Genomic DNA, 19649 nt, shown 5'->3' with positions numbered 1-19649 from the left:
TAGGGTTGCCTGAGGGGTCGGAGTCAAACCGCCCAACTCTATATCAATTTCCCGCAGCTCTACCCGGTTTGACTCCGACCCCGTAACCGGTTCTGAGATCACGCCAGGGAGCGCAGAATCAGTTGCTTGATATCGGTCATGGCGTATTCGTCTGCCGCCAGGCTTCTGTCCGAACCGATCAGCAGCGGACCCTGTTTCGGGTCGTCCGCCAAGCGACCATGAGTTCCCTGAACCTGATCCGCATGAGTGGGTATGACATCCAGCAGGGTACGGAAGCCCAGTTTTTTCTGCAGCAACCGGCGCGTTATGCGCAGTTTGGGAAAGCGCAGCTTCGGATCAAGGAACAGTTCTGCCGGGTCGTAACCCGGCTTGCGATGAATGTCCACCGTGGGCGCAAAATCAGGGGCCTTGTTTTCGTCCAGCCAGTAGTAGTAGGTGAACCAGTGGCCGGGCTCCGCGATTGCGACCAGCTCGCCGGCACGTTCGTGGTCGATGCCGAAAGCCTTTTTTCCTGCCGCATCCAATACCCGTTCGATACCTGGTGTCTTCTCCAGCAGACGCTTCACTGCCTGCAGGTCTGAAGCGCGTTGCAGATAGACGTGTGCGACCTGATGATCGGCGACTGCAAAGGCGCGTGAGGCGCCAGGATCAAGCAGTTCCCAACCCAGCGTCTCTTGAGTGCGCAGAAACCCTGCCGTGCGCAGGATCCGGTTGATATCGACACTGCCGGTAGCCTGTTCGATACCGTACTCGGAGACCACCATGACCTCCGCTCCCTGGGCGCGAACGTGTTCGATCAGCTCACCCGCGACCTGATCGATCTGGCGCAGATCCTCGCGGATGGTGGCATCGTTTGGACCCAGTCGCTGCAGGTTGTAGTCGAGATGCGGCAAGTAGACCAGTGAAAGCCCGGGTCGGTGGGCATCGAAAACTTCTCTGGCACTCTGGGCGATCCAGGCTGATGAGCGAATGTCAGAGGCGGGTCCCCAGAAGTTGAACATGGGGAAGGGGCCGAGTTTTTCCTGCAGCGATTGTTTCAGTGTGGGCGGTTCGGTGTAGATGCCGGGAATCTTGCGTCCGTCAGCCGGATAGATCGGTCGTGGCGTTGCCGACCAGTCCACATCTGCGTACATGTTGTACCACCAGAAGAGCTTGGCGCAGGTGAATTCCGCGTCGGCCGAGCGGGCTGCATCCCACACCTTCTCTCCCTGTACCAGGTGATTGGACTGGCGCCAGAGCCAGATCTCCGCCAGGTCGCGGAAGTACCACCCATTGGCGACGACACCGTGTCCACTGGGGGGCAAACCGGTGAGCATCGAGGCCTGAGCAGTGCAGGTGACGGCGGGGAAGACCCCTTCCAATGTGGCCATGAAACCGTCGTTCACCAATGCATTGAGGTGTGGGGTCTCCTCTCCCAATAGCGCTGGAGTGAGGCCAACAATATCGATGACCACCAGTGGCCTGCTCATTGTGACGTCTCCTGTAACAGACCGCGGCTTTGCATCGCTTGCTCCAGCCATTCAAGTTCAGCGCTCAGCCCGTCGATCAATGCCGGTTCATCCTTGGGCCGGATGGCTTCCGGCAGAACCTGCCAAGTGTAGGTCTCTACCTCCAGGTGGGGATGAAAGTCCGGGTGGTCCACCAGAAAATCGAGTGTCCGAAGGATCTGGTTCTGGGTGGTGCCGAGTGAGCCGGAGGCGAGTTCCCGGGTCTGGATGGGGATGTGAAAATGGGAGCGCCAAGGTGTCGTCCGGGGAAAGGTCTCCACTGCCTGATCCAGATCCATGACGCGTTGAACCTGGTTGTTCTCATCCAAATGGCAGCTCTGGTGCAGATAGCGCGCCTCGATAAATTCAGCGAGTTCATTTCTGGCCGATTGACTGGCCGGGTTGTAGAGTTCCAGGGCACTGGATATCTGTATCTTACCGATCGGAATCCCCGCCTGATGAATCCGCGACAGGCTTTCGTAGGCGTCTTCAAACATCACCGCCTGGTGGCAGACATCGAAGCAGATGCCGAGATGTTGGAATAGCAGATCCGGATCCATCTGCAGCTGCTCCAGCGCACTGGGCAGTTCCCTGGTGAAGAAGGGGATCAACTGATCCGTGTCTTCCAATACGCAGCCCGGTTCCATTTCGAGACAGAGCCTGATGCTGCAGCCGGTCTCCTGATGGATTTCATAAAGACCGCCAATACAGCGGCAAAGGGTATCCAGCGCTCTCTCCTGGCGGGCTTCACTCCAACCGGGGGCGAAACCGAGTGGGACGCTGGAGATGGTGCCCTCCTGCTGTTCCGGCGGCATCACTCCGGCAAGAATGACGGCAAGGTCGAGGGTGTAGAGAAGCCTTGTTTCATCGGACCAGTCGGGCAGATAGACTCGTTCTTTGACCCGTTTGGAATGGAAGTCACCATAGGGAAAACCGTTGAGGGTAAAGAGGTCGATGCCGTTGGCATCCAGGGTCCGGGAAAATGCGCGATAGGTTTTGTCGGAAGTCAGCACATTTGTGGCGGTGGCATGGCTCAGCCAGAGGCCGCTGCCCATATTGGGTAACCGGCGTGCCTGCCTTACAGCGGCGAGCGGGCCATTGATGACCGCGAGCAGCTGTTCCAATGTCTCGCTGGGGTGAACATTGGTGCAGTAGGTCAGGTCAGATCGATGCCATGTGGTTTTAGCGTATTCTTGTCTGTCTTGCGTCATACTGCCCCTAAAATGCCGAACAAAAGTAGGCCGCTTCAAGCGCAGCGGAACCGGCGATCCGGCAGTGCCCGATCCGTAACGCTTGATCGTGCCTACATCCTGAATAGATACGCTTATTATCGATTACCGCTTTCGAAAGGATGCTTGTTATTCTTCCACGATAGGTTGTTGACCACGTAACACCGAGTTCTCTTCCCAGAGTTTGGTCTGGTCGACCTTTTTCGGGTTCATCTCCTCCAGAGAGATGCGACCGCTTTGGGCGAAGAAGTTGATGGGATTTTCAAACAGCACTTTCTCAACTTCTGCCTCGCTGAACCCGGCTGCGATCATCGCTGCACCGGTTTTTGGTACTTTTAACGGATCGCTGCGCCCCCAGTCTGCGGCACTGTTGACCACCATCTTTTCGGTGCCGTACTGTTTCAGCAGTTCCGTCATGCGCGCTTCCGACATCTTGGTGAAAGGGTAGACGGAGTGACCCCGCCAGCAACCGGTCTCCAATACCATCGGCAGCGTCTGTTCGTTGAGGTGATCGATGATGACCATCTCTTCATCGATTCCCACCTCTTTCACCAGCGCGATGGTGCGTTCGGTACCTTGTACCTTGTCACGGTGGGGCGTATGGATGAGTACCGGCAGTTCGAACTCCTTTGCCAGTTCCATCTGTTCGGCAAAGAAGCGTTCCTCTTCCGGTGTCTGATCGTCATAGCCGATCTCGCCGATGCCGACTACTGTATCCTTCTGACAGAAGCGGGGCAGCACCTTCATCACCTCTTCAGCCATAGGCACGTTGTTGGCTTCTTTTGGATTCAGGCCCATGGTGCAGAAATGACGCATGCCGAACTGACTGGCGCGGAAGGGCTCCCAACCGATCAGGGTATCGAAATAGTCGATGAAAGTGCCAACATTGGTTCTGGGCTGTCCCTGCCAGAAGGCGGGTTCGACCACGCCAAGGATACCGGCAGCCACCATGTTTTCGTAGTCGTCGGTGGTGCGTGACATCATGTGGATGTGTGGGTCGAAATATTTCATAAATGACTCCCTGAATCTGTTGGTTAGCCCGGCTGTTGTTGCAGGAGATCCTGGAGTAAGTCGAGAACGAGCGTGTTATTTTCCTGTTTCAGCCGATCTTGCAGATGTGATTTAAGCGGCGGGTTTTCCGACAGACGCTGTCCCAGGGCAAGTGCTGTGTAGTAGCGGTGTCCTGTCTCCTCGTGGGTCAGATAGGCCAGGATCTGCTGTTCCCCTTCCGGTGACGCATGAGGCCCGATGGCCAGCCATATATCGACCGGCACGGTACGGCTGGCATTCTCCCGCTCAACGACATAATTCTCGCACATACGGGTAAGATCCGGATTTGCCCGCTGTTCAAGCCCTACCACCCGCTCTATGGCAAGACCGAGAAAGAGGCACTTCAAAACCATCTGATTGAACGTCTGCTCACTGTAGAAGGAGGCGGGGTAGGGGTTGTTGAGCGAGAGGGCGGAGAGCAGTTCCAGGCTGTTGGTGCGGCCTGCATCGAGGGCGATGGTGGTCAGATAGTCCGCTGGTGCGAAGAGGATCAGTCCCCGGATGAGGGCGATGCGTTCGGATTCGTCACCCATCCTGTAATAAGCTTGCACCAGCTCTTCGGTTTGATCAGGCTGGCGCTTGACCACCGATAGCAGCAGAACGAGTCGGGCGGCGTCAGCTTCCCCCCAGCGGCGGATATCAAGAGGAGAGAAGACGGCGTCTATGGCGGGGGCATGATCCAATCGCCTGTTTCCCAGCTTGCGTTTGGCCATTGCTGAGTAGAGTCCCAGATCGTCAAGAGTTTGATCGCTGGCGGCCAGTTTCTTCAACGTATTGTCGAGCCATGTCTTGCCGCTGTCCGTCAGGACTGGCGCTATCGCCGCAGTCAGCTGGGCTTGAAAGTTATCAAGATCTTCCATGGATTGTTCCATTTAGTATCGCCCCGCCAGAATTTTAGAGATTATATCGCTAAGGTGGGTATCTAAAAGCCGTTTTTTCTGTGATTTAGTAGAGGTATCGTCACGGTATGGCTTTTCTGTATAAACCTGTTTGAAAAGGTTGGAACCAAGGGTTTCTCATGTGACATACATGAACCTTGCCAGCAGCTTTCCCGGCAGCATCAGACTCAATACGGCCAGGGCGCCCCACCAGGGACCAAAGGCCAGTACCAATAGTGCGTCCAACAGGATGATGCCGAACAGCAGCAGTTTGACGGTGGCTGTGACTCTTGCAGGGGTAAAGTCACGGTAGGTGATAAGTAACTGTCTGGACACGATGAACAGGCTCGCAACTATCCCCAGCGCCAATAGTGGATGTTCCTGTATTGGCACTGGTGCCAGAAGGGAAATGAGTAACCCAGCAGCGTTGATGCCCACAAAGGTGAATATGAGCACCCAGCGGTGCCTTGCCTGCTCCTCTTCGCGGCTGAGCAGCGTCAGAGAAGTGATGTAGATAAAAACCGGCAGCGCAATGATCAGCAGGTCTCCGGTGAGTGGGAGGAAAGAGAACCCGAGCAGCCAGTTGAAATAGCGGCAGCCCCCCATGTTGAGGCTGCCGAGCAGGGTGCGTTTGAGCAGGCCGTCATAGAGCAACACCAGCAGTGTGATGATGATGGCGATGAACATCGACTGAATATGTGCATAGGCCGCGAGACCGATGCCGATCACAAGTAGTTCCAAGCCGAGAAACAAAGCGTTCTGTCGTTCGATTCTGCCGGAAGGCAGAGGGCGTTGTGGTCGTTCCTCCAGATCGATTCTGTAGTCGAACCAGTCGTTGAGCGCCATGCCTGCGGTATAGAGTGCGGCGGTGGAACCAAGCAGAAGCAGCAGCTGCGGCCAGGCAATCTCTCCTTGAGTGATGATGAGATGGGCCGCAAGGATGTTTGACAAGGCAGTGAAGACCGCCGGCGCCCGTACCAGTTGCAGGTAGTCGATCAATGGGGGTCTCTGCGTTGTATTCATCGATGCAGAATTCGTGAGAGATAAGCGAGAGATCTTTCACCCGCCTCGATGGGGTTGTGCGGATAGGTGTAGAGTTCTACCGTCAGAAAGTCATCATAACCCTGTTTATGCAGCGCTTCGAAGTAACGTTCGAAGGGTAGGTCGCCATCACCGGGAATACGATGGTAGTGCTTCATGCCGAGGATGTCCTCCACATGCACGTTCCAGATCCTGCCGCCGAGCAGTTCGATCGAGACCTCTGGTGACTCTCCATCAAGATAGGAGTGACCGATGTCGAGGTTGACTCCGAGGCTGGCTGATCCCACCCGGTCGATAATATCGGCCGCCTCGGTGGCGCGCTCAACGAGCAGTCCGGGTTCGTACTCTATGCCCACCCGGATATCCAACGCTTCTGCAAGGTTGCAGACCTGTTTGAGACTGTCGACGAAAAGTGTCAGCCCAGCTGCTGGATCGCCGCCGGAACCGGGTTGGCCGGAGGTGACACTGATGCACTTTGCCCCAAGCTGTTTCGCCAGTTGCAATGCCTTGATGGTGTATTCGATCCGCCACTCCCGCCACTCATCCCTGCGGCTGCTGAGTGCCGGTTCGAAAACATTTTCAGGTGGCAGCGGGTTGAAATAGATGTTGGCTGTATTGACGTTCAGATTGCTGATTGCAAGATGCTTCTCCTGCAATAGCCTGGAGATGGCAGAAACTTCGTCGGCGTCTGCCTGATGAGGGCGCAAATGGGGCGCATCGCAGAGAATCTCGGCGCCGGAAAAACCGATATCGGCAATACTGGCCAACGCACTGAAAAGATCGGTGCGGGTATAGGCGTTGGTGCTGTAGGCGAGTTTCATCTGATATTTATATAGATAAATCAGTCATCATTAATAATCGGGTAACGCCGTAGGCCGGTTCAAGCTTGCGGAACCGGCAAATGTCGCATGCTCCACCAGTGCAGCTGCCTGATCCGTTGCGCTTGATCAGGCCTGCGAACTTCGCTTGTTGCCGCTGATCATCGCTTTGATCAGGTTTTCACGGTGTGCAATGGAGGAGTGGATGACGCCGAGAATATGCAGTGGTATCAGGATCAACAAGGCATTGGTACTCCAAACGTGGATATCGAGAATCATCTGTTTATGGCGGTAGAGTTCCATCTCGGCAAACGGGCCGGACCAGTTCTCTGCACCGTCCAGGGCGATGCCGCTGATTGTCACCACCAAAAGCCCAAGCAGCAGGAGCAGCACCATCATGCCTCCCGCCGGATTGTGTCCGAGGTGGCGTAATGCCTGTTGCTGCAGCAACGACTTCGTATAACCCAGTACCTTGCGTGGGCCTTTGACGAAATCGGAAAAACGGGCATGGGAGGGTCCGGTAAAGCCCCATAGTATGCGAAAACAGACCAGCCCGATGATTGTATAACCTGCCTGTAGATGAAGTTCGTAATTCGCTTCCTGGGTGTACCAGGCAACCGCGAAACTTGCTGCCAGCAGCCAGTGGAAGATGCGTACTAAAGGATCCCATACCCGGATCATGTCAGGTTGATTCATTATGGTCTCCACCAATTTTTTGTGGGAGTGCTGCAAAGATGCCGGCGCGCCGTTCGTGCAGCAGGATTGAAAAGAACAGAAAGAGCGCCAGCAGCAACCAGATCTTACGCGATGGTGATCTTCTGCTGCTTGACTCCAGGAATTCCATAAACGCTGCTTTTGACCCGTTTTGGATGCTGCCCTGATCAACTCCAGCCAGTAGCCACGGGACGACGGGGGTCTCTATTGATTCGCTGTTTCGTACCTGCTGAAGCAATCGGTGGGTCCGCTCGTTGCCAACCTTGACCCATGCCTGATAGAGGCCGGAGAGAGGAGCCTTGATAATGGCTTCAAATCGTCCCGGTGCAGAGGGTGTCAGGTGGTGTTGCCGGCGGATTCCAGCAGGTGTTTCCAGAATCAACTCGGCTGCTCTTGCATCACTCCAGCGACCATCGCTATCAAGAGCATCGATGTTTATCTGCAACTCGCCTGCCATACTTCGATAGTCCAGCTGCAGGTGAGGGTTATGTCCCTGTCTGTCGAGCCATGCCAGCAGGCTCTGGGTAAAATGTCTGTTATACACTGCTCGGAGCAAACCGCCGGGGAGGGCGGCCACCCGTCCTGCTGTCGTCTGCCTGACGGCCAGCAGAGGGTCGCCATTGGGGGTGGCAAGATAGGCGGTGGAGTTGGGTTTGGTGCGGGTTATCTGGTAGCCGTTGACGGGTAGCCAGGCCGTTTCCTTCGGGATGGAAAATGGCAGTGGCGACACGGATTGGGTTTTTACCACAGTCGGCTGCCAACTCTGCCGTTGCTGCTCCAACTCGTGCCGCATGAAGCGGGGTAGCTCTGCAGTTTTGGTAACCTGCAGGACCTGTCCACCAGTGGCGGCAGCGAGTTGCTGCAGCACCGACAGATCTGCGTCCTCACCGACTGCAAGGGCGATCAACTTGATGCCGGCGGTTTGCATTTTTCCTATCAGTGGTTCGATGGTTTCCCCCTGAACGAATCCGTCGGTGACCAGTATCAGAAAGCGTTTTTCCGGCGTTGCAGTCTCCAGTTGCCCGATAGCGGTTGTGAGAGCGGGCGCCAGTCTGGTACCGCCGGAGGGGTTTACTTTCCACTTTCGACTCAGGGTTGATTGCGGGTCGGCATGGGCCTGTAACGGCAATAACGGCTGGACATCACGATCGAATGCGATCAGCCCGATATGATCTCCGGCGCGCATCGATCCGGCGCTCTCCGCCACTGCCCGAAACGCGGTGGCGAGACGGCTCTGGGGGAGAGTTGCTGAGTCCATACTGCCCGATTTGTCCACCAGAAAGAGAAATGCCGCTGCCGTCTCAGGACGGGCGGATTCCGCTTCGACAGGCAGCAGCCGCTCCAGTGTGGAGTGACGGTATGCACCACTGCCGAAGGCGTTGGGACCGCCGAGTACAATGAGTCCCACTCCCTGCTGTTCCACCGCCCCGGTGAGCGCAGTCACGGTTTCCGGCTCAAATTCGTCGGCGGGTATATCGTCAATCAAGACGAGCGAGGTGTCTTTGAAGCTATCTGGCCGGGAATTCAACTGTCGTGGTGACAACTGTGTGATTCCCCATCCGCTCTGTTGTAATTGTTGCACTGGCAGGGAAGGGGATTGGTGCGAGATATAGAGCAGTTGATGTTCCCGTAAGACCTCAAAATAGCGCTGTCTGGAATCCAATGGATCCCCGTTCGGGTCTAAAATCGCCAACTCCAGCAGATGTGGCCCAGTGGTTGTCGCGCTGAGTTGCAGATGATGGACGGTGCTTGATTGCGCTGTAAAGCGCAATGGTTTTTCCGTCAGCTGAAGTCCGTCGAGTTTGGCGATCAGTTGGTTCTCTCCAGCCGTGGGGGATGTTATGGCGATACTGACGGGAAACGTCATCCCCGGTTTTACTTTCTCCGGAAGATTGATCGACTCGATAACCGGGTGGCCAGCGGCGTACCGTGCTGGAGGTGCGGACCAGAAGAGTGCGATGTTACCCTCGGCATCGGGAAGTGCGGGTGGTGACGTGTCACTGTTTTCACGGCCGTCGCTGAACAGCAGAATGGCGCTCCTGTGGCTGGGAACAAGCTGATTGGTGGCCTGTTCCAGTGCTGTTCCAATCGCGCTGGTATTGTTGTCGAGGGAGAGGGTTCGGGGCGGTGCCGGTTGCTGGAGTTGTTGTTGCAGCTCGCTGTCGGATATCGGCTTCCAGGTGATCTCCGTCTGCGGCCGATCGGCAAAACGAATCAGACTGAATCGGCTGTTGGCGGGAAGATCGGCCAGCAGGGGTCTGAGTCCCTGCCAACTTTGGTCCGAAAATTGCCGGCCGACACTCTCGGATTCGTCCATCACCAGCAGCAGATCCAGAGGTTCTTCGGCGGGTAGCAGATCGGGGTTCCACCAAGCGAGCAACAGAAATAACGCGACAAGTGGATAGCCGAAAAGAGGAAACAATCTATGGAATGCACCCTCTCTCATCCACCGCTCCTGCGTTGCGACCGGAAGCCCCACAGCATGTCGATCAGCAATAGTACAAGGGCTGCAATAATTGGCAGGCTGGTGATGGATACCTGCTGTTTGGAGTGATCAGCAACGAGTCTGTTTGAGGCTTCCGACAGGGCGAGCGGCGTGATTCGGGAGGCATCCGGGTCACGGGAGGTGGAGACCAGGCTTTCAGCGAGGGGACTTTGCAGCATGCGCTCGATCAGTGCTGACAAAAGAAGTGGGTATTCCGGACTGTGAGCGAAACCGGGCTGCTGGAGATCAAGATAGACGTCGATAGTCTGTGCGGGTGTACGAGTTTCGCGAATCAGGGAGTGGCCGTCGGCACTCAGCAGCGTGACGCCTGAAGATGTTGCTTCACTCTCTTCCCGGATGAAAGCTAAGCCCCGGTGGATCGATAGATGTTGAACCCCCTCTTTTACATGCCAGTGCCCCGGTGAATGGGTCGTTTGATGATTCCCGCCGCTGTGCAGTCGGAGCAGGGGTGTGCCGGCAGAGGTCTGTATGTTGTCACAGTCGATGAAAATGCCAGGGTTGCGCTCGGACTGTTCAAGCCCCGGATGGGACTGCAGAAAAGCAGACAGATAAAGGCCGCACTCTCCCGTTACCTTGACGGCAATCGGTTTCAATGCGCTGGAGAGCGGGAGCCTTAGTTCATTATCCAGGGGCAGTGAATCGCCTGCTGCATGAAGTCTTGCAATAAGGTCGGCCGGGTAACTGAGGTCTGCCGCAAAATCCAGCAGCTTGCGCTCTCCGGGTGGGAGCTTGACCAACCAGCTCTCTATTTCGCGGCCTCGCTGGATCAGGATCAATCTGGCGTTCATTTCAGACTCGCCGCTGTTTCGCAGCTCGACCAACCCCTGTGCAGCTGAGGGGGTATCCGGTGAGGGGCGAATGGCCAGGCGGGTCAACGAAAGATTGCCGGTGCTGCGGCCGGTCTGGATGATCTCTGAAAACGGTGCACTTTTCAGCCAATGGCTGAGCCGGACATCCGCGCCATCCGTTAAAAGGATATGCCTGTTGTTCCGGTGCATCAACGCAGGTGCTGGAGGGTGGGGTTCTCCCCGGGGATCGTTGCCCCACTGTTTGAGTTCACTGATCCAATCACTGTCGGACTGGGGGTCTATTACCCAAGTGACGGTGGGGTTGCCCAGTGAGTGGAGGATCAATGAGGAGGGATGCTCCTTCTCCACTCGCTGGGTGAGCCGGTCGATGCCCCGCTGTAACCGTGTTTTCCCTCCTTCCTGAGTGAACTGACTCAGAGAGTCATCGAGCCAGACTTCCATGGGTATACCGCTTATTGTTTCCCGATAGGGATCACTCAGCGCCAGAACCAGAAGAGCGGCAATCACTGCCCGCAGACGCCATCTCGGATCGGGTCTGGTGGGGGCGTTCCCGGCGGCACCCTCGGTCTGGATACGTCGCCAGAGGAAGAGTGCGGCAGTGGGTCGAATGTGGCCCTGCCGCTGAAAGCGGTGTAGCCAGCGCAGCAGCGGCAGGCCACTCAGCAGGAGGAGCCAGAGCGGAGCGCCCAGGCCGATCACGAGGTTCTGCCTCTGGCGTGTAAATGATGGGTCAGTACATATTTCCAGGGGATGTCCGGTGTGGCATGGGAGAACTGAATATGGCGGCGGTGACAATAGTTTTCGAGGGATGCAGAGAAGGCGTCCAGCGTCAGCTTGAAATGTTCCCGGTCGGTTTCGGTAGGCGTGACGGCAAGAGTTTCGCCACTCTCCACATCCATGAGTGTCATCTCGTCGCCACCATCAGGGAAGTCGTTGTCAGCCCGAACCTGGAGGGCGTGGATTCGGTCCCCAAGCAATCTGAGCTTGTCCAGGGCGGGGCGCATGCCATCCTCCACCAGAAAATCGCTGATGACGAACACCGGACTGCGGCGTTTGATATGGGAGATGCAGGCGCGCAGATCCGACCCGCCACCGGATGTCAGGGGCATGGTTTTCCGCAGGGTCTGCAGTACGCGGGCGTAGTGGGTGGATCCTCGTCCAAGCGGTACCCGCTGATCGACCTGGTCGCTGAAGAGCAGGATTGCAACCCGATGATCCAGATGGATCAGCAGATAGGCCAGGGCGGCGGCACATTGAACCGCCAGCGCCCATTTATCCCCCGATCCCATGGATGCGCTGTGATCGAGGCAGATGGTCCAGTCAGCAGCTGCCTCGTCCCAGTAGCGGCGAATCTTCGGATGGCGGCTGCGAGCGGTGGCGCGCCAGTCGATATCCCGCAGGTCATCACCGGGAACGAACTCCCGATGGTCCAGAAACTCTACTCCGAATCCGGCCCGCATGCGGTTGGACCGGTGGCCCGGGGCCAGCAGCAGCCGGGTATTGAACAGATGATCAGCGATACGGGTCAACTGACCCAGTTCCTGCTCATTCAGGGCCTCGAGGGGGTGCATCAGATCCGGCTCCGCCACTCCTGGATGATCTGACGCAGGATGCTGTCGCTGTTGATGCCGTCCAGTTCACTCTCAATAGTGAGCAACACCCGATGGCGCAGCACCGGCAACGCCATCCTGGCCAGGTCGTCAAAATCGACCTGTAGGCGACCCTGTAACAGCGCGTGGATTCTGGCGGTTTTGAGCAGCGCCTGCAGACCCCTTGGGCTGGCGCCGTAGCGAAAGTGGCTGGTTCCGCCTGATGTGTCGGGATGGGTGGCGAGCAGTAAGGTTACCGCAGCCTGTTTGACCCTGTCGGCGATCACGATCTCCCGACCGGTCGCCATGATCGAATCCAGCCGTTCCAGATCCAGCACCGGTTGCAGATGCTCGGATGGTTCGTCGTCAAGGGAGATGTCGAGCATGGAGAGCAGGGCCGCTTCGCTGGGAAACTCCACGTTGAGCTTCACCAGAAAGCGGTCGAGTTGGGCCTCCGGCAGCGGATAGGTGCCTTCAATCTCGATAGGGTTTTGAGTTGCCATTACCCAGAACGGCGAGGGTAGGGGATGGGTGGCGCCGGCGTGGGTGACCTGATGTTCCTGCATCGCCTCCAACAGTGCGGCCTGGGTCTTTGGAGTGGCACGGTTGACCTCGTCCACCAGTACCAGCGGGGCGAAGATCGGGCCGCGCTGAAAATCGAGCCGCTGCTCGCCTTGGGAATCCCGGATCAGGATCTCACTGCCGGTGATATCCGCAGGCATCAGATCCGGCGTGCACTGCACCCGCGAGAATTTGAGACCGGTGGCTCCGGCCAGTGCTTTGGCCAGATGGGTCTTTCCCAGGCCGGGCAGTCCCTCCAGCAGGATGTGTCCCCCCGAGATAAAGGCGATGAGCAGACGATCGATCAGTTCCTCCTGCCCCACGATAGTGCTTTCCAGTGCCTGCTTCAGGCCTCTGAGGTCGTCATGGGCGTTCTGAAAGTCGGATTCGGTAAGTTCACGGTTTGCTTGCATCGAATTGACTCAACTGTTTGAAATAGCGGTTTACCAGCACACGCTGGTCTGGCGTCATGGAGGTAGAGCGTGTTTGTTCACCGGCGCCGGTGAAATACTGATCGACTGATGATAACCCTGTTTTTAGTGGCTGGCTGGTAGTCGTCAGGTGTTGACCTGTTTGTCGGTCGAATGCCTGGCTCTCCCGGTCAGAATCCAGTGAGATATCCTGGTAGCGCTGTTGTGTGAATGGTGCTGCCTGACCGGTTGTCTGATCCGTTGTGACAGAGGCATCCAGGCCGGGGGCGGTTCCGCTATGTCGTTCGGCGGATTCTCCAGGGTTCTCCCCGACATCGCTGGCAATGATAATCCGGGCTGCCGGATTTTTCCGGGTTTCTCCGTTTGTACTGCTCTCCATCCGGGATTCGTTTGCTTTTTCCGGGGATTGCCCGTTCGAAGGATTCCCTGTCTGCTCCTCTTCAGGATGAGGGCCTTCTGCCTTGGCGTGCTGCGTGGTTGCCTGAGATTCATGTTGTAGTGCTGCCTTTTTTTCTGCCAAGAGTACTTCATTGATGGCAGCCAGAGGATCGATGGTTTCCGAGTCCTTTGATTGCTGCTGTTTCGTGTCGTCACTGTTTCTGACTTCCAACGATTTCTGGGTTACCTTTCCCGGCAGCAGAAGCAGGAAACAGCCGAGAATTGCCAGGGTGATTCCAAGCAGGAGAGATGAGCCGGGGCGTTGTTTGAGTTGTGGTCTTAGCTGTTCCTGCCAGTGTGGAAGTTCTGCGGCGGCACGGACGAGCAGTAATTTTTGTGTGCTGGAGGGGATTTGCCGAAAAGTGGTGATCTCCCAAACCGAGAGGAAAAGTGCATGGGCCTTGAGCTGGGTGTCCGCTGCTGTTGCCCCTTCAGCCATCGTGGGAACCCGCCTGATAGCCACCACTGACAGATAGAGGGCGGGAGGCAGCAGGGCAAGGGTGAAAAACAGCGGGCTGTTCAGTTGCATCCACCCTTGGTGAATGACTCCGCTGGAGAACAGGATGAGAACCAACCAGCCGAGCGGCAGTGCTGTCCGTGTCAGTAATTGTGCCGACCAGAGCCGCCGCTGTTGCCGCCGAACCAGTCTTGGCAGCGTCTTGGATAGTGTTTCACTCACAGTCCGGCCCAACCCCACCAGATTTGACGGAACTGCCAGAGCAGAATGAGCAGTGCAATCTGCAGTGCACCGATCATTCCTTCTCTGATAGCTGGATTTGGCAGGATGTAGCTCAGGCCCTGCCGGATACCGAATGCAGTCAAGCCGGTGAGTGTGACAACAAGTGATCCCAGCGCAATGGAAATGATCTCCAGACTGCCGCTGAGCCAACTCAGGGTCAGTAGCGGCAGTGGAAAAAAGAGTACCAACGCCACCCCCATGATGTCGTTTTGTCGCGAGCTATCGACAGGCTTGAAGAAGAGCAGTATCACACCGATGATCTGTGCAATGAGCGTGACATGGACTGCTTGATCGAACAGTGTCGTCACTCTGGCAGCAGCCCAGTCATTGAGTTCCAGCTGTGCCGTCAGCCAGAGTGTGAGTGGCAGCAGGTAGGCCAGACTGCTTATGGTGGCGAGCCGGATCAGGTTCATGATCGCTCCCCCGTGGAGGAACGGATTACCAACCAGCCTGTGGTCGAAGTGGCCGAAGGGGCGAATCCTCCCCACTCCTGGGAAATGGGGATCAGCAGTGCGGCGTTGCTGAATGAGAGCCGTCGGTTGAGTAGTCGCTCGGCAGGGGTTGTGGGGGCTTCGCCCTGCTGTTCAGGCTGCCATGTTTCACCGGGTGAAAGTGCGGGCAGTACATAACTGTGGCGTTTCCAGAGCAGCCGTCCGGCAGGAGTTGCCCTGGCTCCGGTATTGCGGACAATCGGCTGACCGCTGTCCAGTATCAGCGAGAACCGGTGGGGTTGCCGGACGATGCCGTCCAGACGATAGCGTGTCGGTGCAAACAACGCCGTGTCGCTGGTCAGATGATAGAGATCGTTCCCCTCTCTGTGTTCGATCGGTGTGGATGTCTCCTGGTTCTCAAGACGTGTTATAACCATATCCCTGGTAAATATCGTCTCCTGAAAACCTCTGCGGTCACCACCGCTGTATTGGATCGCCGCCAGCCTGGCGATAGGATCTCCTGTCTCCGCTTCGGCCCAGAGAGTAAGCTGCTGCACCCCTGCACCGTACCAGACCACCAGACCTGTAGCAGCAGTCAGAAGCGGGAGCACCAACAGCAGAGCGGGGCGCTTGAGCAGACTGCTCAATAGCACCATGAGCAAAAGATAACCAAAAAGGTATAACGGCACCGCCAGGTTGGGCTGACTAGTGGTGAGCAATGCCAGGGTTGTGCTTTCAGGTAGTTTTGGAGGACGCAGCCCATCGAGTTGCTGCAATAGTTGGGGAATCCCCGACAGTTGATCGTAACTGCGGATGAGATGTCCACCGCAACCGGCTGATCTGCCCAGACGTTCAATTACTGATGAAGATGCCTTATCCAGCAGCAGGATGCCGCATCCCGCCAGATATTGACCCAAGGCCTCAGACTGTCGCTGCTCAAGGGCAGCCAGACTTTCAAGGTCGGTGATGATCGATTGGACAGCGCCATACCCCTGGGTGGTATGGGGAAACCCGGCGGAAGAGAGCATCACGATAACGCGCTCTTCGGTTGTTTTGAGCTGCGCAGTGGACCTCATTCGTTCGTTCGGCGCGATGGAAACCAGGGTGATCGGTAATCTGGTGGCCGTGAGATTGATGGAGTGGGTGAGCGTTTTATCGCTTGGCACCGTCAGGGTGACGGTAACCGAACCATCCTTTTTTTTGGGTTTGATGCCAAACCAGAGTTTTTTCCTGGCGTGTTCGTTTAATTGCAGATGATGGATCGTTTTGCCGTTGGCATCTGAGATTGAGAGATCGGCTTTTGCTGCGCGGGATGAGATGATCTCCACCCCGATTTCGGTGGTTCTCCCCGGCTGGAATTTCCCCAGCAAACCTGCTCGCACGCGCAGATCAGCTGAAGCCCCTGCTGCTACCTGAACAGTGAACAGCAGCAGGATCAGCAGGATTGAGGTGCGAGGAAGGAGGGTCAGGGTAGGTTCCTTTGAATAAGTCTGATTAATTACCTCATTGTCATCTCGACCGGAGGGAGAGATCTCAAACCCCCGAAACCATGAATGATTTCCGAAGTATTGGATTTCTCGCAACGCTCGAAATGACAATCAGTCACAGACATCCTTCAACGGATGACATGATTCAGGGAGATGACGGCCCAGGCGGTCACCAGGTTCTTGTTGCCTTCCCACCAGCGTGGGGAGTCTGGGTTGACCCAGGAGCCATCTTTGTCCTGCAGGCCGAGCAGTTTTTCGGCCAGGTCGTTGCGCCAATTATGTTTGATGCCGCTGCTATCCGTGACCTCTGCTTCACCGAAGGCATACATGCTCTTTGCGAAGGCGTTGAAGTAGTAAAATAGTCCCTGGTTTTTCTTCGCGCCGGGATTCTCATCCAAGGTGTAGTTGGCACGGATCCAGTTAAAGGCCGACTGAACCCTGGGATCATTCTTGTCGACACCGGCAAACAGCAGACTAATGAGTCCGGCATGAGTCATGCTGCCATAGGAGACAGCGTCTCCATGTGGGCTATAACCGGGCATATAGGCGAAGCCACCGTCATTCTTTGCCCATTTAAGATCGTTGGTTTCACTATTGTTTTGGGAACGGCTGACAAAGACCAGCGCCTTCTCCCAAACTGGATCGTTGGGATCAAGGCTGGTGGCCTTCATCGCTTCGATGGCAAGGTATTCATTGGAGAGGTCAGGGCGTTCGTCTCCACCGTAGCCGATGCCGCCGTAGTATTTGTGATCCTTTGTATAACCGGTTTTCTCATCCAGTTGCAGTCCTTTCAGAAACAGCTGGCCATTTTTGATGGTCTGTCTGTATTTTGGGTTGCCGGTGGCTTGTAGTGCGGTGATGGCAACTGCCGTGTTGTAGTTGCGGTTGTTGATGGATTCACTGATGGAACCATCCTCTTTCACATGAGAAAGCAGGAACTGAACAGGCCTGGTAATGAAGGGGCCGTCATCCTCGGTATATTTGCGGCGGCTTTCCAGGTAGGCCCGCAGCGCCAGTGAGGTGATGCCGACTGAGCCCGACCAGGAGCCGTTTTCCTCCTGTTGTTCCCGCAGGTAACGCAGGCCGTTATCGGTGGCGCGCTTGGCTTTACTCTTCAGCCCTGAATTCATGTTGGCATCCGTGGCGGAGACACTGAAAGCCAACAGGAAGGTGAACAGAAATGTTAGTGTCTTGGTCATCAATTTCATGGGTAATGTCTCTTCGTCAATATTTGCCGATTCAATGCAGGTTGGGTTTAAGTCGCAGGGTTAGGGTATGCAACGCTGCTGCAAACCCCAGATAGATAGCGCCGAGTTGCAGGCTGTCGGGATAGGCAAAGCGCAGGCTGCCGAAGGGTGTGTTGCGATAGAGCCACTCGCTACGCAGGTAGTCGTACTCAGCGGCGGCGGATATATAGCTCATGGGGCTTGCCGCGATGATCGCATTGACTGCGGCGTCACTGAAAACAAAAAGTTCAACCACGGGGCCAAGCCAGAGGGTGGCGCTACCGGCAACCAGTGCCAGCAAAAATACCGTCGGTAGAGCGATCTCTGTGGTTGCACGAAATCTTTTTAGAAAACCCGCAAGACTGAACAGCAGCAGTGTGGTGATGAACACTGCAAGTGTGCTCTGCAGCAGAATGGTATAGGGGACCGTGCCTTTATCGTGTGCAAACAGCAACAGCAGAAATATGATGGCAGAGGCGATGCTGTTGAAAACAAGAGAAAATGTGCCGCCGGTGTGTGGCAGCATCAGCAGGCAGGCCAGAGAGGTTGCCAATCCCAGGTTGACCACCAGCCATGCATCAGAGGGGAAAGATGACCCTGAGAGGGGCGTCGTGTGTTGAAACAGCAGCACCAAAAGCGCCGCGAGCCCCCAACGCAGCAGCCAATCCATTATCTGCACCGGATTCATCCGTTCGCCAAGTGCCGGATGGAACATCGTCAGCCAATGCTTTCCAGGTTGACTGCTTCGGTATTTCTCTGCAGATGACTATCAACATATTCGAGCAGGAGTTGGAACTGGGGGTAGAGTGCCAATTCATCGCAATCGATGGGGTTCTTGAAATAGGCCGCGAGATGGTACATGGGGCCGGATTCACCCTGCCGCGCGGCGAACTCGCTGAGGCGGATCATATCCAGTACCAGTGGTGCCGCCAGGATGGAGTCACAACCCTGCCAAGTGAACTGCATGGTCATCTTGACGTCGAGGAAACCCTGAAAATGAATCAGGTCCCAAGCGGTTTTCCAGTCTCCCAGTGAAGGGACATAGTTAATGTCGATCCCCCCGTGAGGGGAGTAGCCGAGGATCGAGTCGAGAACATTACCCTTGTTACGCAGCTTGGCCACTTTGTGGTCCGGGTCGTCCAGTGTTTTGCCGTCTCCGTTACCCAGCATGTTGGTGCCTTCCCAGCTAAGGATGCGCAGGTTGCGATAGGCAAACATGGGTGCCAGGGCTGTCTTGACCAGCGTCTCGCCGGTTTTGCCGTCATTGCCATAAAATGGCACACCCTGTTGGTCCGCCAGTTCGTGCAGACCTTTCAGGTCAGAACCGGGATTGGGGGTGAAATTTATATAGGAGCAGCCTTCAAGAAAAGCGGCCTGGGTATAGCAGATGCTCGGGGTCAGTGATTCGGAGCGGTTCTCTTCGATGAGTAACTCGATGCCCGCTTTCGTCTCATGGGCTTCAGTTTCCACGGGCAGGGATTCGGATGAGGTGAGATTGACCACCACCAGATGATCGAGTGTATGCCGCTCTTTGAATCGTTTCAGATGACTGCGAATTCTGGAGATGAACATCGACATGTTAGGTCGTGTTTCGACCGGTGAACCGGGTCCCCAGAGCGCCGTGGGTTCATAGATGATATCCGCATCAATTGCTTGCAGATCGGATTCGATGGCATCAATCAACTCGTAGGTATAGGTGCCGGAACGCCTGGCGACCACACGGGCTGTATCTACGAGGGAATCCTCGATAATATCCAGGCCACCGAATACCAATGAGTCCAGGTCAGCCAAATCGAGATCGCTGATGGGCGGGATCTCGGTGACCATGCCGCTGCTGGAAACCCGTCCGGCTCGTACTGCCAGAGTACCGACAATCAAGGTTGTTGCGATATCGCCGCGAGCGCCGGTGAGCCAGACGCCAATTTTTCTGGGAGAACGTTCTCTCTTCATGATTTCTGCCGAAGCGTCCGTGTTGATTCTTGATTCGTCTGCATAAATTACGCAAAAAGAGGGCCAATGTCTTCTGATCTGATAATGTTGAAGAAAACTTATTAATAACAAAAGGATAGTTATTGTTATGGTGGGTGTTGGCGGAATGGGAAAAAGCTTTATATTGTACGCTGAGTGTACAGTCTGCTTTTTGATAAAGGCGAAAAAAATATAATAATTAATTAATTATCAATGAGTTGGATTGATATGATTATTTGTTGGTATG

At 55.9% G+C, this 19649-nt stretch carries 17 protein-coding genes; all 17 read right to left on the bottom strand.

What is annotated here, in order from left to right; all coding sequences use genetic code 11:
• Window positions 1-98 precede the first annotated feature (98 nt).
• The gene (locus HPY30_02805; GenBank protein ID QYZ65012.1) at window positions 99-1469 is read right to left on the bottom strand and encodes an alkaline phosphatase family protein; all 1371 of its coding nucleotides are present in this window, start codon (window positions 1467-1469) and stop codon (window positions 99-101) included.
• Window positions 1466-2698 (bottom strand): metabolite traffic protein EboE, encoded by a 1233-nt coding sequence (eboE, locus tag HPY30_02800; protein QYZ65011.1) that lies wholly within the window; start codon window positions 2696-2698, stop codon window positions 1466-1468. Before eboE ends, HPY30_02805 begins: the two co-directional genes overlap by 4 nt.
• 147 nt (window positions 2699-2845) lie before the next feature.
• Window positions 2846-3727, bottom strand: a complete 882-nt coding sequence (locus HPY30_02795) for a hydrolase TatD (protein ID QYZ65010.1) — start codon at window positions 3725-3727, stop codon at window positions 2846-2848.
• A 23-nt stretch (window positions 3728-3750) separates the two neighbouring features.
• Complete coding sequence (locus tag HPY30_02790; protein ID QYZ65009.1) at window positions 3751-4626, bottom strand: EboA domain-containing protein; 876 nt, start codon at window positions 4624-4626, stop codon at window positions 3751-3753.
• Between the two features lie 156 nt (window positions 4627-4782).
• Window positions 4783-5667 (bottom strand): UbiA family prenyltransferase, encoded by an 885-nt coding sequence (locus HPY30_02785; protein QYZ65008.1) that lies wholly within the window; start codon window positions 5665-5667, stop codon window positions 4783-4785.
• Complete coding sequence (locus tag HPY30_02780; protein QYZ65007.1) at window positions 5664-6506, bottom strand: sugar phosphate isomerase/epimerase; 843 nt, start codon at window positions 6504-6506, stop codon at window positions 5664-5666. Before HPY30_02780 ends, HPY30_02785 begins: the two co-directional genes overlap by 4 nt.
• A 126-nt stretch (window positions 6507-6632) precedes the next feature.
• A complete protein-coding gene (locus HPY30_02775) occupies window positions 6633-7199 on the bottom strand; it encodes a cytochrome B (protein ID QYZ65006.1) in 567 nt (188 codons plus the stop codon).
• Window positions 7186-9663, bottom strand: coding sequence for a VWA domain-containing protein (locus HPY30_02770; GenBank protein ID QYZ65005.1), 2478 nt, complete (start codon window positions 9661-9663; stop codon window positions 7186-7188). The genes HPY30_02775 and HPY30_02770 overlap by 14 nt, the downstream gene beginning before the upstream one ends.
• Complete coding sequence (locus HPY30_02765; protein ID QYZ65004.1) at window positions 9660-11231, bottom strand: hypothetical protein; 1572 nt, start codon at window positions 11229-11231, stop codon at window positions 9660-9662. Before HPY30_02765 ends, HPY30_02770 begins: the two co-directional genes overlap by 4 nt.
• A complete protein-coding gene (locus HPY30_02760; protein QYZ65003.1) occupies window positions 11228-12103 on the bottom strand; it encodes a DUF58 domain-containing protein in 876 nt (291 codons plus the stop codon). Before HPY30_02760 ends, HPY30_02765 begins: the two co-directional genes overlap by 4 nt.
• On the bottom strand, window positions 12103-13095 hold the full coding sequence (locus tag HPY30_02755) for a MoxR family ATPase (protein QYZ65002.1): 993 nt from the start codon (window positions 13093-13095) through the stop codon (window positions 12103-12105). The genes HPY30_02760 and HPY30_02755 overlap by 1 nt, the downstream gene beginning before the upstream one ends.
• Window positions 13079-14230, bottom strand: a complete 1152-nt coding sequence (locus HPY30_02750; protein QYZ65001.1) for a hypothetical protein — start codon at window positions 14228-14230, stop codon at window positions 13079-13081. The genes HPY30_02755 and HPY30_02750 overlap by 17 nt, the downstream gene beginning before the upstream one ends.
• On the bottom strand, window positions 14227-14703 hold the full coding sequence (locus HPY30_02745) for a hypothetical protein (protein QYZ65000.1): 477 nt from the start codon (window positions 14701-14703) through the stop codon (window positions 14227-14229). The genes HPY30_02750 and HPY30_02745 overlap by 4 nt, the downstream gene beginning before the upstream one ends.
• Complete coding sequence (locus tag HPY30_02740) at window positions 14700-16103, bottom strand: hypothetical protein (protein QYZ64999.1); 1404 nt, start codon at window positions 16101-16103, stop codon at window positions 14700-14702. The genes HPY30_02745 and HPY30_02740 overlap by 4 nt, the downstream gene beginning before the upstream one ends.
• A 233-nt stretch (window positions 16104-16336) precedes the next feature.
• Complete coding sequence (locus HPY30_02735) at window positions 16337-17416, bottom strand: terpene cyclase/mutase family protein (GenBank protein ID QYZ64998.1); 1080 nt, start codon at window positions 17414-17416, stop codon at window positions 16337-16339.
• Window positions 17417-17447: 31 nt separating this feature from the next.
• Window positions 17448-18104 (bottom strand): hypothetical protein, encoded by a 657-nt coding sequence (locus HPY30_02730; protein ID QYZ64997.1) that lies wholly within the window; start codon window positions 18102-18104, stop codon window positions 17448-17450.
• 47 nt (window positions 18105-18151) lie between these two features.
• Complete coding sequence (locus tag HPY30_02725; GenBank protein ID QYZ64996.1) at window positions 18152-19384, bottom strand: myo-inositol-1-phosphate synthase; 1233 nt, start codon at window positions 19382-19384, stop codon at window positions 18152-18154.
• Window positions 19385-19649 lie beyond the last annotated feature (265 nt).

Source organism: Gammaproteobacteria bacterium (ex Lamellibrachia satsuma), from assembly GCA_019623805.1.
Lineage (GTDB): Bacteria > Pseudomonadota > Gammaproteobacteria > Chromatiales > Chromatiaceae > QGON01.
Note: the sequence above shows the minus strand (reverse complement) of the source record. Positions and strands in the feature narration are given on the sequence as shown.

Bases quoted from the DNA above. Each gene is read 5' to 3' on its own strand.
- HPY30_02775 (QYZ65006.1), bottom strand. From the start codon at position 7,199: ATGAATCAACCTGACATGATCCGGGTATGGGATCCTTTAGTACGCATC.
- HPY30_02760 (QYZ65003.1), bottom strand. From the start codon at position 12,103: ATGCACCCCCTCGAGGCCCTGAATGAGCAGGAACTGGGTCAGTTGACC.
- HPY30_02805 (QYZ65012.1), bottom strand. From the start codon at position 1,469: ATGAGCAGGCCACTGGTGGTCATCGATATTGTTGGCCTCACTCCAGCG.
- HPY30_02730 (QYZ64997.1), bottom strand. From the start codon at position 18,104: ATGGATTGGCTGCTGCGTTGGGGGCTCGCGGCGCTTTTGGTGCTGCTG.
- HPY30_02745 (QYZ65000.1), bottom strand. From the start codon at position 14,703: ATGAACCTGATCCGGCTCGCCACCATAAGCAGTCTGGCCTACCTGCTG.
- HPY30_02770 (QYZ65005.1), bottom strand. From the start codon at position 9,663: ATGAGAGAGGGTGCATTCCATAGATTGTTTCCTCTTTTCGGCTATCCA.
- HPY30_02780 (QYZ65007.1), bottom strand. From the start codon at position 6,506: ATGAAACTCGCCTACAGCACCAACGCCTATACCCGCACCGATCTTTTC.
- HPY30_02795 (QYZ65010.1), bottom strand. From the start codon at position 3,727: ATGAAATATTTCGACCCACACATCCACATGATGTCACGCACCACCGAC.
- HPY30_02790 (QYZ65009.1), bottom strand. From the start codon at position 4,626: ATGGAAGATCTTGATAACTTTCAAGCCCAGCTGACTGCGGCGATAGCG.
- HPY30_02785 (QYZ65008.1), bottom strand. From the start codon at position 5,667: ATGAATACAACGCAGAGACCCCCATTGATCGACTACCTGCAACTGGTA.
- eboE (QYZ65011.1), bottom strand. From the start codon at position 2,698: ATGACGCAAGACAGACAAGAATACGCTAAAACCACATGGCATCGATCT.
- HPY30_02755 (QYZ65002.1), bottom strand. From the start codon at position 13,095: ATGCAAGCAAACCGTGAACTTACCGAATCCGACTTTCAGAACGCCCAT.
- HPY30_02735 (QYZ64998.1), bottom strand. From the start codon at position 17,416: ATGAAATTGATGACCAAGACACTAACATTTCTGTTCACCTTCCTGTTG.
- HPY30_02725 (QYZ64996.1), bottom strand. From the start codon at position 19,384: ATGAAGAGAGAACGTTCTCCCAGAAAAATTGGCGTCTGGCTCACCGGC.